13 protein-coding genes are annotated in these 12,580 nt (G+C 60.9%); 10 read left to right on the forward strand and 3 right to left on the reverse strand.

What is annotated here, in order from left to right; all coding sequences use genetic code 11:
• Positions 1 to 13 precede the first annotated feature (13 nt).
• Positions 14 to 550, forward strand: a complete 537-nt coding sequence (gene hpt / locus ETEE_RS11115) for a hypoxanthine phosphoribosyltransferase (RefSeq protein WP_012847541.1) — start codon at positions 14 to 16, stop codon at positions 548 to 550.
• Between the two features lie 115 nt (positions 551 to 665).
• On the opposite strand, the gene can is transcribed toward hpt, so the two are convergent.
• Together can and ETEE_RS11125 are read right to left on the reverse strand one after the other, a co-directional pair.
• The gene (gene can, locus ETEE_RS11120; protein ID WP_012847542.1) at positions 666 to 1,328 is read right to left on the reverse strand and encodes a carbonate dehydratase; all 663 of its coding nucleotides are present in this window, start codon (positions 1,326 to 1,328) and stop codon (positions 666 to 668) included.
• A gap of 87 nt (positions 1,329 to 1,415) precedes the next feature.
• Positions 1,416 to 2,099, reverse strand: coding sequence for a winged helix-turn-helix domain-containing protein (locus ETEE_RS11125; protein ID WP_034163168.1), 684 nt, complete (start codon positions 2,097 to 2,099; stop codon positions 1,416 to 1,418).
• Positions 2,100 to 2,307: 208 nt separating this feature from the next.
• Between ETEE_RS11125 and ETEE_RS11130 the strand changes: the two genes are divergently transcribed.
• The 9 genes from ETEE_RS11130 to ETEE_RS11170 all read left to right on the forward strand — a co-directional run bounded on the left by ETEE_RS11130 (position 2,308) and on the right by ETEE_RS11170 (position 11,059).
• On the forward strand, positions 2,308 to 3,234 hold the full coding sequence (locus ETEE_RS11130) for an ABC transporter ATP-binding protein (RefSeq protein WP_034163169.1): 927 nt from the start codon (positions 2,308 to 2,310) through the stop codon (positions 3,232 to 3,234).
• Positions 3,231 to 4,001 carry an ABC transporter permease gene (locus ETEE_RS11135; RefSeq protein ID WP_034163170.1) on the forward strand — a complete coding sequence of 257 codons (771 nt, stop codon included), beginning with the start codon at positions 3,231 to 3,233 and terminating at the stop codon, positions 3,999 to 4,001. The genes ETEE_RS11130 and ETEE_RS11135 overlap by 4 nt, the downstream gene beginning before the upstream one ends.
• A 199-nt stretch (positions 4,002 to 4,200) precedes the next feature.
• Positions 4,201 to 4,641: a PTS sugar transporter subunit IIA gene (locus ETEE_RS11140; RefSeq protein ID WP_034163171.1), complete on the forward strand. Its 441-nt coding sequence runs from the start codon at positions 4,201 to 4,203 to the stop codon at positions 4,639 to 4,641.
• A gap of 406 nt (positions 4,642 to 5,047) precedes the next feature.
• Positions 5,048 to 5,821 carry a transcriptional repressor AgaR gene (agaR, locus tag ETEE_RS11145; protein WP_034163172.1) on the forward strand — a complete coding sequence of 258 codons (774 nt, stop codon included), beginning with the start codon at positions 5,048 to 5,050 and terminating at the stop codon, positions 5,819 to 5,821.
• A gap of 122 nt (positions 5,822 to 5,943) precedes the next feature.
• A complete protein-coding gene (locus ETEE_RS11150) occupies positions 5,944 to 7,122 on the forward strand; it encodes an SIS domain-containing protein (RefSeq protein ID WP_034163174.1) in 1,179 nt (392 codons plus the stop codon).
• A gap of 3 nt (positions 7,123 to 7,125) precedes the next feature.
• Positions 7,126 to 7,608, forward strand: a complete 483-nt coding sequence (agaV, locus tag ETEE_RS11155; protein ID WP_034163175.1) for a PTS N-acetylgalactosamine transporter subunit IIB — start codon at positions 7,126 to 7,128, stop codon at positions 7,606 to 7,608.
• A gap of 16 nt (positions 7,609 to 7,624) precedes the next feature.
• The gene (gene agaW / locus ETEE_RS11160) at positions 7,625 to 8,413 is read left to right on the forward strand and encodes a PTS N-acetylgalactosamine transporter subunit IIC (protein ID WP_034163176.1); all 789 of its coding nucleotides are present in this window, start codon (positions 7,625 to 7,627) and stop codon (positions 8,411 to 8,413) included.
• On the forward strand, positions 8,403 to 9,296 hold the full coding sequence (locus ETEE_RS11165; protein ID WP_034163178.1) for a PTS system mannose/fructose/sorbose family transporter subunit IID: 894 nt from the start codon (positions 8,403 to 8,405) through the stop codon (positions 9,294 to 9,296). Before agaW ends, ETEE_RS11165 begins: the two co-directional genes overlap by 11 nt.
• 446 nt (positions 9,297 to 9,742) lie before the next feature.
• Positions 9,743 to 11,059 (forward strand): polysaccharide deacetylase family protein, encoded by a 1,317-nt coding sequence (locus ETEE_RS11170; RefSeq protein ID WP_034163179.1) that lies wholly within the window; start codon positions 9,743 to 9,745, stop codon positions 11,057 to 11,059.
• Here the strand turns inward: ETEE_RS11170 and ETEE_RS11175 are convergent.
• Positions 11,021 to 12,538, reverse strand: coding sequence for a glycosyltransferase family 39 protein (locus tag ETEE_RS11175; RefSeq protein WP_049703663.1), 1,518 nt, complete (start codon positions 12,536 to 12,538; stop codon positions 11,021 to 11,023). The genes ETEE_RS11170 and ETEE_RS11175 overlap by 39 nt on opposite strands.
• Positions 12,539 to 12,580: the final 42 nt, after the last annotated feature.

Here is a 12,580-nt window from a genome sequence, read left to right on the forward strand (position 1 = left end):
CAGGGTAAAAGCGATGAAACATACCGTAGAAGTCATGATCTCTGAACAGGAGATCAAGGCACGCGTAGCTGAACTGGGACGCCAGATCTCCGATCATTACCGTAACAGTGGCAAAGAGCTGGTGCTGGTGGGGCTGCTGCGCGGCTCCTTCATCTTTATGGCCGATTTGTGCCGCCAGATCAGCGTACCGCATGAAGTCGACTTTCTGACGGCCTCCAGCTATGGCAACGCCATGAACAGCTCCCGTGATGTCAAGATCCTCAAGGATCTGGATGAGGACATCCGCGATAAGGATGTCCTCATCGTTGAAGATATCATCGACTCCGGCAATACCCTGAGCAAGGTGCGCGAGCTGTTTAGCCTGCGTGGCCCGAACTCGCTGGCCATCTGCACGCTGCTGGACAAACCGAGCCGTCGCGAGGTCGCAGTTCCGGTGGAGTATATCGGTTTCTCGATCCCCGACGAGTTCGTGGTGGGCTTTGGCATCGACTACGCTCAGCGCTATCGCTATCTGCCCTATATCGGCAAAGTTACCATGCTGGAAGAGTAATTCCGCGTAGCGGTGAAAAAGGCGACCTGGGGTCGCCTTTTTACTGCACGTACGGTCATCTGTACGGAAAATTAATACGTTGAACGGAAAGCGTTTTTTTATTAACCCGCGCGGATTAACCTTCCTGGTTCTGCTGCTGTAGCAGCTTGGCCATGGCGTTGCGGTAGCGCACTTCCAGACTCTCACGGCTGATGGTGGTAATGTCCAGATCGTGCAAACGACCGTCCTGCAGACCGTAGACCCAGCCATGGATCATCACCTTCTGCCCGCGTTTCCACGCCGATTGCAGAATGGTGGAGTGTCCCAAATTGTAGACCTGCTCAATCACGTTCAGCTCGCACAGCGTATCCATGCGCTTTTCCGGCGGCAGCTCACCCAGCAGGGTGCTGTGCTTGTACCAGATATCGCGGATATGCAGCAGCCAGTTGTCGATGAGCCCCAGCTCCGGATTGGTGACGGCGGCTTCGACACCGCCGCAGCCCAGGTGACCGCAGATGATGATGTGCTCAACCTGCAGCACGTCGACCGCATACTGCACCACGGAGAGGCAGTTCAGGTCGGTATGAATAACCAGATTGGCGACGTTGCGGTGTACAAAGAGTTCCCCCGGCTGTAGACCGGTCAGCTGCTCCGCCGGCACCCGGCTGTCCGAACAGCCAATCCACAGAAAGCGCGGACGCTGGGATTCTGCCAGCTTGGCGAAGAAGGTCGGATTATCCTCCTTTACCTGCTGTGACCATGCCTGGTTGTTGGCGATCAGTTTCTCGATTTCTTTCATGAAGGTTAATCAGCTGTAACGGGAAAGAGGCCTAATATAGGCCAATCCACGGGCTTTGGAAATCGGAACAGTGGGCCGCGCGGGCGTTTACTCGATGCTGAATCCGACGCCGTGGTGCGCGTTGAGCGGGATATCATGGGGCGTGATCCGCTGCAGTTTGGCCCGTAGCGTCTTGATATGGCGCTCGACGCTGCGCTCGCCGCCCTTCTCATTCAGCGGGCGCAGCAGATCGTTCAACTGGCTGCGGGAAAACACCTTTCCCCGTCCCTGCAGCAGCGTTTTCAGCAACAGGTATTCGCAGTGGTTCAGCTGTAGGGCATGGCCAAAATAGTGGGCACAGTCGCGGCTATCGTTAAGGGTAAAGTTGCCATAGCACTCCAGGCGGGTCGCCTTGGTGCCCATCTTTTCCGGATGCGGTAGCAGCGTACGCATACGCACGCAGATTTCACGGGCGGAAAAGGGGGGAATAATGACGGCGCTGTGCGGCAGCGCGGCAGCGCTGGCCTGCGCGGCTTCCCCGGGGGCGCCGGCCAGAAAGAGCAGCGGTAGCGCGGGGTGGCGCTCCTGCAGGTGGCGACCCAGCGCCAGACCACTGCCGTCGGGCAGCGTCAGCTGAATGATAGCCAAATGCGGGGATTGCTGTTTAAGGGCGTCAAGGGCGGGCTGGATATGGTTAAACCAGCATACATTAAACCCTTCCGTTTCCAGCGTATAGATCAGCGGGTCAGCGGCGGTGGCCCGATCTTCGATAAGCCAAATTAACGGTGGCACAGGATGTCTTCCACGACAGGATGAATCGTTGCATCATAGCAAAGTCGACCCGCCGCTGGCAGCTGGTGATTTCAGACAACACGCCATATAACATATAATCATGCAGAAAGAACCCGTGGGGGGAGCCGTTTTGCCGCGCCCTGGGGGTTTCTGCGTGCACCGCGCGGTGTCCAAGGCAAAACGCTTGATGTAAGGTTAACCCATCGCCATGACGAATGCTCTTGAGCTATCTCAGCTTACCAAAACTTATGCCGGCGGCGTTCAGGCGCTGCGTGGCATCGATTTAACCGTAGAGGCCGGCGATTTTTATGCGCTGCTGGGGCCAAACGGGGCAGGAAAATCCACTACTATTGGCATTATTAGTTCGCTGGTGAATAAGAGCGGCGGGCAGGTGAGCGTATTTGGCTATGATATTGACCGCGATCTGGTCAATGCCAAACGCCAGCTGGGGCTGGTGCCGCAGGAGTTTAACTTTAATCCGTTTGAGACCGTATTACAGATCGTGGTGAATCAGGCCGGTTACTACGGCGTGACGCGCCGCGAGGCGATGCAGCGCGCCGAGCGCTACCTGAGCCAGCTGGATCTGTGGCAAAAGCGCAATGAGCGCGCCCGGATGCTGTCGGGGGGGATGAAGCGTCGCCTGATGATCGCCCGCGCTCTGATGCATCAGCCAAAGCTGTTGATCCTGGATGAGCCGACGGCCGGGGTCGACATTGAACTGCGCCGGGCGATGTGGGGCTTTCTGAAAGAGCTGAACGCTCAGGGAACCACGATTATTTTGACCACCCACTATCTGGAAGAGGCGGAGATGCTGTGCCGTAATATCGGTATCATTCAGCACGGCCAGCTGATAGAGAATACCTCGATGAAGGCGCTGCTGGCGCAGCTTAAGTCGGAGACCTTCATCCTCGACCTGGCGGCGAAAAGTCCGCTTCCCCATCTGGAGGGATACCAGCACCGACTGTGCGATACCACGACGCTGGAGGTGGAGGTGCTGCGCGAGCAGGGACTCAACGGAGTATTCAGCCAGCTGAGCGCCCAGGGGGTCCAGGTACTTAGCATGCGCAATAAGGCCAATCGGCTGGAGGAGCTGTTTGTGTCGTTGCTCAACGGTGAACAGGAGAAGCAGTCATGAGGCGTTTGTACTGGGTGGCGCTGTGCAGCATCTGGAGCAAGGAGGTTCACCGTTTCGGCCGCATCTGGGTACAGACGCTGGTGCCGCCGGTGATCACCATGACGCTGTATTTTATTATTTTCGGAAACCTAATCGGTGCGCGCATCGGTGAGATGCACGGATTCAGCTACATGCAGTTCATCGTGCCCGGGCTTATCATGATGTCGGTGATCACCAACGCCTATGCCAACGTGGCCGCATCGTTCTTCAGCGCCAAGTTTCAGCGCAGCATTGAGGAGCTGCTGGTGGCGCCGGTGCCGACTCATGTGATCATCGCCGGTTACGTGGGCGGTGGCGTGGCGCGCGGGGTCTGCGTCGGCTTTCTGGTTACCCTGGTCTCGCTGTTCTTCGTGCCGCTGGTGGTAAACAGCTGGCTGGCGGTGGTGATGACCCTGCTGTGTACGGCGGTGCTGTTCTCCCTTGGCGGGCTGATCAATGCGGTGTATGCGCGCACCTTCGACGATATCAGCCTGGTGCCGACCTTCGTGCTGACGCCGCTGACCTATCTCGGCGGGGTCTTTTACGCCCTGAGCCTGCTGCCGCCGTTCTGGCAGACGGTCTCCAAGCTCAACCCCATCGTGTATATGATCAGCGGGTTCCGCTATGGCTTCCTGGGGATTCACGATGTGCCGCTGGCGCAGACGTTTGCCGTTCTGTTGGGATTCATTGGTGTACTCTATCTTATGGCCTGGTACCTGATTGAGCGGGGGCGCGGCCTGCGCAGCTGATCGCGCGGTATCATACGGCACCTACCGTATATCCTGGGGACGGTGCCGTAAAATTCATCATTTCTGTCTGACCTCACACTCCTGAATCGCCGTTATCACCGATTGCTGCCTGCGCTGCCGTTTCCTGTTACACCATCATCATCAAGGGTGCTTACGTCTGACCGGTGCGCCGGCGGGCGGTGACGAGAGGATAGACTGCATGCTGGGTATCGTATTCGCCGGACACAGCGGTTTTAGCAGCGGAATGCTGAAGGCCTTAACCCATCTGCAGGGTGCCCGGCCGCCCCAGTGTGTGGGCGTGGAGTACAGCGACGGCGTGAGCGCCAACATGCTTAGCCGTATGATGTGCGATGCGCTGCATCAGGTGGACAGCGGCGATGGCGTGGTGATCGTGACGGATATTCTCGGCGCGCCGCCGTTTCGCGCCGCCGCGCTGATGTGCCATAAACATCCGCACTGTGAGGTGGTGGTCGGGGTGAGCCTATCGGCGCTCGCGGCGCTGTGGCCCCAGCGTACGCAGAGCGACGCCGCCGGGTTTCGCGAAGCTCTCCTAGCGCAGACCCAGCGCCACGCCACCAGCCTGTGGCATGAGCAGCGCCGTCAGGCCGCGCTGTTTACGCCCCCGTCCTCCGGTGCGTAGGCGCCGCGCGGCGGCGCGTTCGGCCGTCGACAATCTCTGCGCCATTGCGCAGAGATTGTCTTTGCTTGCGTTGTGATAGACAACTTGCGCTAATATATAAAAATGTGAAGTTGATCGGTCAAACAACACAACTTTCATTCCCGCATTTCTCTCCGCTTTCCTTTCGGTTTCTGCGCAATCGTCCGCTTAACAACGGCGTCATGCGGGATAACGCTCCGGGCGACGCTGCGGCGGCGCCGTGGGCCAAGTCTTTCGGTTGGCAATTAATCGAAAGAATTTCTGTCACTATCTGCTGGAAAAACAAGGTGTAACTGCGATCACACCTGATCGGTGATTCCTTTGCTGTAATTCGATGGTCGCGGTACGAGACGGGTTATCTCCGACCTTGGCCGCGCGAGGAGGCAGAATGGGCATCGATACCGTAAGGCGCCGTGAGCAGATCATCGATAGGCTATGCCTGGAGGGCAGTGTACGGGTGGAGCAGCTACGTCACCACTTTGGCGTCTCCAGCGTGACTATCCGTAACGATCTGCGCTACCTGGAGCAAAGGGGATGTGCGCTGCGCTCTTACGGCGGCGCCATGCTGAACCAGCAGTTTGTCTTCGATCGGCCGCTGCAGGACAAAGGGCGCCTGAACCGCGACGTAAAGTCGCGTATCGCCGCACGGGCGGCGGCGCTGGTGCAGGACGGCGATACGCTGATCCTCGACTCCGGCTCCACCACGGCCCAAATCGCCCCCTTTCTTAAGGCACACCGCCATCTGGTGGTGGTGACCAACGCCTTGAATATCGCCTGTGAGTTGACGGGGTATGAGCAGATCGACGTGCTGGTTTTGGGCGGCAGCGTACGTCCAAACTCCTACTCCCTGTATGGGGCGGCCGCCGAGCAGCAGCTGCGCCAGTACCATTTCGATCGGCTGTTTCTGGGGGTCGACGGCTTTGATCTTAGCTGCGGTATCACCACGCCCCATGCGGGGGAGGCGCAGCTTAATCGGGTCATGTGCGACGTGGCCAGCGAGATCATCGCCGTCGTGGATGCCAGTAAGTTTGGCCGGAAAAGCTTTTGCACCATCCGCGGCGCCGCACAGATCCACCGAGTGATCACCGACAGTCGGATCCCGGAGGGGTATCACCGCGCGCTGTGCGATTTAGGGGTGGATGTGATCATCGCCGACGGGTGACGGCGCACGCCCTATCTTCTCTGTTTTCGCTATGCAGCGTAGCCGGATGCCGGCTGTGCCGGGGCGGCTTTACCCTGGCGAAGCCCACCGCTACGCCCTGACTCAATCTGAGGAGTAAACGCATGAGTGATGAGGTACTCGGCTATTCCCCCGCGTGGCTGCAGGCGCGCGGCGCCTGGCATACGGCCCGTGAAATCGCACAGCAGCCGGCGCTGTGGCAGGCATTACACCGCGAGCTGAGCGAGGCGCAGTCGCGTTGGCGTCCCTTCCTTCAGGCCGTGCTGGCGCAGCCTGCGCTGCAGATTGTGCTGTGCGGAGCCGGATCCTCCGCCTTTGTCGGGCGAGCGTTGGCCCCCTGGCTGCGAGAGCAGTGCGGCCGTGATGTGGTGGCCTACGCCACGACCGACATTGTGCCATCGCCGCGGCAGTATCTGGATCCCAGGCGTCCCACGCTGCTGGTCTCCTTTGGTCGCTCCGGCAATAGCCCGGAGAGCGCTGCGACGCTGGCGCTGGCCGATCGTTTACTGCCGCGCTGCCATCATCTGCTGCTGACCTGTAATCCGGATGGCGCCCTGGCGCGCTATGCCGAAGGGCGCGCTAACGCATGCTCGCTGATCATGCCGCCGGGATCCTGCGATCGGAGCTTTGCGATGACCTCCAGCTTCAGCTGCATGATGCTGGCCGGCGCGCTGTTGCTCGGTCCGCTCACGCTGGCCCAAAGCGCGGCGCCGCTGCAGCGGACGGCGGCGCTGTGTCAACGCGCGCTGCCGCGATGGCTGCCGACGATCAAGACGTTGGCCAACGGTGGTTTTCAGCGGCTGGTGGTGCTGGGTAGCCGCAGCTTTAGCGGCGTGGCGGAGGAGGCGGCGCTGAAGATGCTGGAGCTGACGGCCGGACGCATCGCGACCCGCCATGACTCCACCATGGGGCTGCGTCACGGGCCCAAGTTTATGGTCGGGTCCCAGACGCTGGTGGTCGCGATGCTGAGCGCCGAGCCCTACTGCCGCCGCTATGACCAGGATCTGCTCAAGGAGCTGCAGCGTGACGCGCTGGCCCTGCGCTGCGTTGCGCTGAGCGGCGATGGCACGGGCGCGCTGGCGCTGGCGTGCGATCTGGACGATCTGTGGCTGATGTTTCCGTTCCTGCTTTACCTGCAGACGCTGGCGCTAGAGACCGCTCTGGCGCTGGGGATCACGCCGGATAACCCCTGCCCGAGCGGAGAGGTTAATCGGGTGGTGCAGGGCGTCGTCATTTATGAGTATCCCGTAGCGCATTCAACCATAGCCACGATGGAGGTGTGATATATGTCAAACCCGAACATCCTGATGACCCGTATCGATAACCGGCTGGTGCATGGACAGGTCGGGGTGACCTGGACCAATACGCTGGGCGCCAATCTGGTGCTGGTCGCCAACGACGCCGCCGCCGCCGACCCCGTCCAACAGAACCTGATGGATATGGTGGTGGCAGAGGGCGTGCAGACCCGCTATTTCACCCTGCAAAAAACCATTGAGGTGATCCACCGGGCCGCGGATCGCCAGAAGATCTTCATCGTCTGCAAAACGCCGCAGGATGTGCTGACGCTGGTGCGCGGCGGGGTGCCCATTCACTTCGTCAACGTCGGCAATATGCACTTTGCGCAGGGAAAGCGCCAGATCCACAAGACGGTGTCGGTGGACGGCGAGGATATCGCGGCGTTCCACGCGCTGGCGCAGCTTGGCATTCCCTGCGAGATCCGCCGGGTGCCGGATGAGGCGGGGGAGTCGATTCACCCGCTGTTGGACTGAACGCAGGAGGTAAACCATGTTAACCGATGCATTGTTGATAGGGCTGTTGGCCGGTATCGCCGGTATCGACCTGTTCGACGGACTGACCCACCTGCACCGTCCGGTGGTGATCGGGCCGCTGGTCGGGCTGATTCTGGGCGATATACAGACCGGCCTGCTGGTCGGCGGGACGCTGGAGCTGGTGTGGATGGGAATGGTGCCTCTGGCCGGCGCTCAGCCCCCCAACGTGGTGATCGGCGGCGTCATTGGCACCGCGTTCGCCATTTTGACCCACGCCGATCCCAAGGTCGCCATCGGGGTCGCGGTACCCTTCTCCATCGCGGTGCAGGGCGGCATTACCCTGCTGTTTACCGCCTATTCGCCGATGATGCACCGCTGCGATGAGATGGTGAAGCGGCTGAACTGGCGTGGGGTGGAGTGGGTGAACTACGCCGGGCTGCTGATTCTATTCTGCTTCTACTTTATCGTCGCCTTTTTGCCAGTCTATTTCGGGGCCGATGCGGCCAGCGCCATGGTGGAGAAGGCCCCGACCTGGCTGCTGGAGGGGCTGGCCGTTGCGGGGGGAATGATGCCGGCCATCGGCTTCTCTCTGCTGATGAAGACTATGATGAAGAAGACCTATGTGGCCTACTTTATTCTGGGCTTTATCTCCGTGACATTCCTGAATATGCCGATTATCGCGGTGGCGCTGGGCGCGCTGGCTATTGCGCTGATCGATTTCTTTAACCGTACTCGTAATGAAGCCGCGCCGGCACAGCGTCCTGCCGCGCGCCAGAACCAGGAGATGGAAGAAGATGGCATTTAACGATAGCGATGACGCGCTGGTAGCTAAGGCAGAAAAGCGGATGACGCAGGCGCTGGCTACCAGCCAGGTCGAGAGCGACGAGTATGTGGATCAAACGCCGGGGCAGGCGCTGAGCCGCCGCGATATCAACATTATGGCGCTGCGCTCCCTGCTGCTTCAGGCTTCCTTTAACTATGAGCGTATGCAGGCGGGCGGCTGGCTGTATACCCTGATCCCCAGCCTGCGCAAGATCCATCGCAATCCGCAGGATCTTGCCAACTCAATGAAAATGCACATGGAGTTTATCAATGTGCACCCCTTTGACGTCACCTTTCTGTCTGGGCTGGTGCTGGCGATGGAGCGCGGCAAAGAGCGCGTCTCGACCATCCGCGCGGTGAAGGTGGCGCTGATGGGCCCCCTGGGCGGCATCGGCGACGCGCTGTTCTGGTTGACGCTGCTGCCTATCTGCGCCGGCATCGGCGCCTCGCTGGCGCTGGAGGGGAGTCTGTTCGGGCCGCTGGTGTTCCTGCTGCTGTTCAACTCGGTGCACTTTGCCCTGCGCTTTGGGCTGGCGCACTATGGCTACAGCGCGGGAACCAGCGCGCTGGCACTATTGAAAACCCATACCAAAAATATCTCTCACGCCGCCTCGATCGTGGGCATGACGGTGATAGGCGCGCTGGTGGCCTCTTATGTTCACCTCTCGACGCCGCTGGTGATGTACGCCGGCAAGGCGACGGTGGCGCTGCAGAAGGATGTGTTGGACAAGCTGATGCCCAACCTGCTGCCCCTGTGCTTCACCCTGCTGGTGTACTGGCTGATGAAGCGCGGCTATTCACCGATCAAGCTGATCGGTGTGACGGTGGCCGTGGGTATCGTGGGCAAGCTGATCGGCTTTCTGTAAGGGGGCATCATGCCGGGGCGCGACCGTGGCGGTTTCGCCAGCGGCCTGCAACAGGGCGTTGAGCGGGGAACGGCGTCCCGCGCAGCATCAGGCGGCCGACGCCCCGATGGCGTGAGTATGGTCGGGCTGCCGCAGCCGCAGCGCGGCGGCTCTGGTCGAAGATCATGTGCGGCCGGCGACAGAGAGGATGCCGGCGCGCGGGGGACTTGGCGCCGCGGCGTTATTTTGCCGCAACCCCAGACGCTAGCGATCCGCCTCAATAGATGCGCGTGGGAAACAGGCCGTACGCGCGCGAGGCCGATGAGATCCGCCGCTGCGCCAGCGCAGAGGGAGCGGTAGCAGCATATTGATTTGAAAAGGCGTTGTCGTTTTGGTCGCCTGTCGCCGCGCGTGCTATGCTGAAGATATTACCCACCGGGCAACGGATGCCCCGCGCTGATTCTTTCATGTATAGGCACTTATTATTGGCGGGCCTGCTGCTGCTGGCCACGCTCTCTGTAGCCCGGGGCCAGCCCGCGGCGGGCGCTGACACGGCGCGCTATATGGTGACGCTGCGCGACAGTGAGATTTACTCTCCGGTTGGCGATCGCATCATTCCCGTGGGGCGCCTGAAGCGGGGGCTGCTGCTCAATGTACAGCCCGCTGACAACGGCTATTTCATCTTTCGCTTTGGCAACGCCAGCGGATTTATTGCCAGCGATAGTCTGGCGGCGTCGACGCCGCCGCTGCCGGCGGCCCGCGACGTCGCCCTGCTGCATAAAAAGAGCCCGGACTATTTGCTGACCCTGCACCCGGTCATGGTCTATGACCGCCCGGAGAGAACGGCGGCGCCGGTCGCGAGTCTGACGGGAAATCTACGCTATCCTATCTTGGCCAGAGAGACGGACGCGGCGGGCTGGCGCTGGCTGGTGATCAACCTGGGCGGACGGCTGGCCTATGTACGCGCCGATCGGGTTGAGCTGGACAACGGCATTCCGATCCTCACCTATCACCACATATTGAAAAACGAGGAGAACCACCGCTTTCGCCACACCTCGACCACCACCTCGGTCCAGGCGTTTGATGCGCAGATGGCCTATCTGCGCCAGGCGGGCTATCTGACCATTTCGCTGTACCAGCTGGAGGGGTATCTGCGCGGCAATGAAAATCTGCCGGCGCGCGCGGTGGCGCTGACCTTCGACGACGGGCTCAAGTCGGTCTACCGCTATGCCTATCCGATCCTGAAGAAAAACGGCCAGCGGGCGACCGCATTTATTATTTCGTCGCGGATTAAGCGCCACCCGCAGCCCTGGAATCCCAACGGCCTGCAGTTTATGAGTCTGGCGGAGCTGCACACGATTCAGTCGGTATTCGATGTTCAGTCCCATACCCATTTTCTGCACCGTCTCTCCGCGGATAAACGGCCGATCCTGTTTCGCCGTAGTCAGCATAATATCCTGTTTGATTTTGAGCGCTCGCGCCGGGCGCTGACGCAGTTTACTCCGCGGGTGCTGTATCTTTCCTACCCCTTTGGCGGCTTTAACCGCCAGGCGATTGAGGCCGCGCACCGGGCCGGTTACCACATGGCGGTGACCACGGTACGCGGCAAGGTGCGGCGCGGCGATAATCCCTACACCCTGAAGCGGCTGTATGTCCTGCGCACTGACTCGGTGCAGACCATGGCGCGCCTGATCGCCAATCAGCCACAGGATGTGCCGCCGGTCGATACGCCGGTGCCGATTCGCCTACCGCCGCTCATGCAGGCGCTGATCCCGCTGGATTGAGTCCGCGGCATCGGGGCCGATGATGGCCAGACACACGGGGAGCGCCGCCGCGCCGGGCTGGGCAATAAACGCTGTCTGGTGATAGATCTGTGGCTGCAGCGTCGGCCAGTATTGCCATACGGATGTAAAGGCCTCCCGGGTACAGCTCATGCCGATCTCGCCGACGAGCAGTACGCCGCTGCGCTGGATTTCCGCCAGGGTCAGCCCCGGGGTATAGACGTTGGGCGGCCGAGGCGTATCCACGACCCAAGGCTGAATCGTCCGGGGGCGATCGGCGCCGTAGAGGATCAGCCACTGATGCAGATAGCCGCCGCCCACCAGGCGCAGCGGTGCTGCGCTGTGCTGGTGCCAGAATTGCTGGGCCTGTGCGCTGAACGTCTTGACGCCGCCCCACTGCGCTCGGCAGTCCCGCAGGTTGAGGTGATAGACCAGGAGATATCCCAGGAGAACCAGCGGCGCCAGCGCCAGTAAACCGCGAGTGAGACGGCGCAGGGACGGCGCCGGCAGATCGTGGATGGTCGCGCAGAGCAGGGGGAGTGCCGGGACCACAAAAGGCTGGAGCCACTCGATGACCGGCTCGCCGCGATACAGGCTGAGCCACAGGTAGATCAGCGCCAGTGGGAGTAGAAATAGCAGGAGCAGGCTTCGGAGGGGGCCCGACGGGGGCCAGCGCAATCGTCCGCCGCACAGGTATACCAGAAGGGCAAGCAGTAGACAGGGGTAAAATACGGACAGCAGCGCGACGGTGGCGCGCAGGTTCAGCTCTGGCCGTATCTGCCTGCACACCCAGTATAACGCGGAATATTCATGGGCGATCAGCCACAAGACGTTGGGAATAATCAGCAGCAGATAGAGCGCAATGGCCAGCCAGAAATAGGGCTGACGGTAGAGCCGTCGGCGATCGGCGCAGAGCAGGGTTAGCCAGAACAGTGCGCCCAGCGGTGCCAGCGTAGAGTATTTCGCCATCGTGGCCAAACCGGCAACCAGGGCAAAGAGCGGCCACACCCAGCGGGGCGGGTCGCTATCAAGCGCCCGGGCAAGGATGAAAAATAGCCACGGCCACAGGGCGACCAAGAGATAGTTATCGTTATAGGGCAGGATGTCGACGTTAATGATGCCGGAGAGATTGAGCGCCATCAGGGCCAGCCAGGCCAGATCTTCCCGCCCGCTGAGGCGGCGTGCCAGCATCCACACGCCCAGCATGCCGGAGGCGACAGCGGCAAAGTGGATGGCGTACCAGTAGCCGTCCGGCGCTAGCGTGGAGAAATAGATCAGTGGCTTCATCATCATCCCGACGAGCCACGGGTTTTTCGGCGATCCCCACTCGCCGCTTTGTGCCCAATTTACCGCTTCGACGGCATCATAGGGGAGCGCGGGACTCAGCCATAGAGCGACGGGGGTCCAGAGCGCGACATAGAGGAATAGCCACAGGATCAGCCACGGTGGAGGGGCGGCGCGTGGCCAGCGGGGTGTTGTCATGACTGGCGCCCCCTGAATATCCGATGTTGCTATTCGCGGCGC

The organism is Edwardsiella anguillarum ET080813, assembly GCF_000264765.2.
In the GTDB taxonomy this organism is placed as follows: Bacteria; Pseudomonadota; Gammaproteobacteria; order Enterobacterales; family Enterobacteriaceae; genus Edwardsiella; species Edwardsiella anguillarum.

Bases quoted from the DNA above. Each gene is read 5' to 3' on its own strand.
- hpt (WP_012847541.1), top strand. From the start codon at position 14: ATGAAACATACCGTAGAAGTCATGATCTCTGAACAGGAGATCAAGGCA.
- can (WP_012847542.1), bottom strand. From the start codon at position 1,328: ATGAAAGAAATCGAGAAACTGATCGCCAACAACCAGGCATGGTCACAG.
- ETEE_RS11135 (WP_034163170.1), top strand. From the start codon at position 3,231: ATGAGGCGTTTGTACTGGGTGGCGCTGTGCAGCATCTGGAGCAAGGAG.
- ETEE_RS11140 (WP_034163171.1), top strand. From the start codon at position 4,201: ATGCTGGGTATCGTATTCGCCGGACACAGCGGTTTTAGCAGCGGAATG.
- ETEE_RS11175 (WP_049703663.1), bottom strand. From the start codon at position 12,538: ATGACAACACCCCGCTGGCCACGCGCCGCCCCTCCACCGTGGCTGATC.
- ETEE_RS11150 (WP_034163174.1), top strand. From the start codon at position 5,944: ATGAGTGATGAGGTACTCGGCTATTCCCCCGCGTGGCTGCAGGCGCGC.
- ETEE_RS11130 (WP_034163169.1), top strand. From the start codon at position 2,308: ATGACGAATGCTCTTGAGCTATCTCAGCTTACCAAAACTTATGCCGGC.
- agaV (WP_034163175.1), top strand. From the start codon at position 7,126: ATGTCAAACCCGAACATCCTGATGACCCGTATCGATAACCGGCTGGTG.
- ETEE_RS11165 (WP_034163178.1), top strand. From the start codon at position 8,403: ATGGCATTTAACGATAGCGATGACGCGCTGGTAGCTAAGGCAGAAAAG.
- agaW (WP_034163176.1), top strand. From the start codon at position 7,625: ATGTTAACCGATGCATTGTTGATAGGGCTGTTGGCCGGTATCGCCGGT.
- ETEE_RS11170 (WP_034163179.1), top strand. From the start codon at position 9,743: ATGTATAGGCACTTATTATTGGCGGGCCTGCTGCTGCTGGCCACGCTC.
- agaR (WP_034163172.1), top strand. From the start codon at position 5,048: ATGGGCATCGATACCGTAAGGCGCCGTGAGCAGATCATCGATAGGCTA.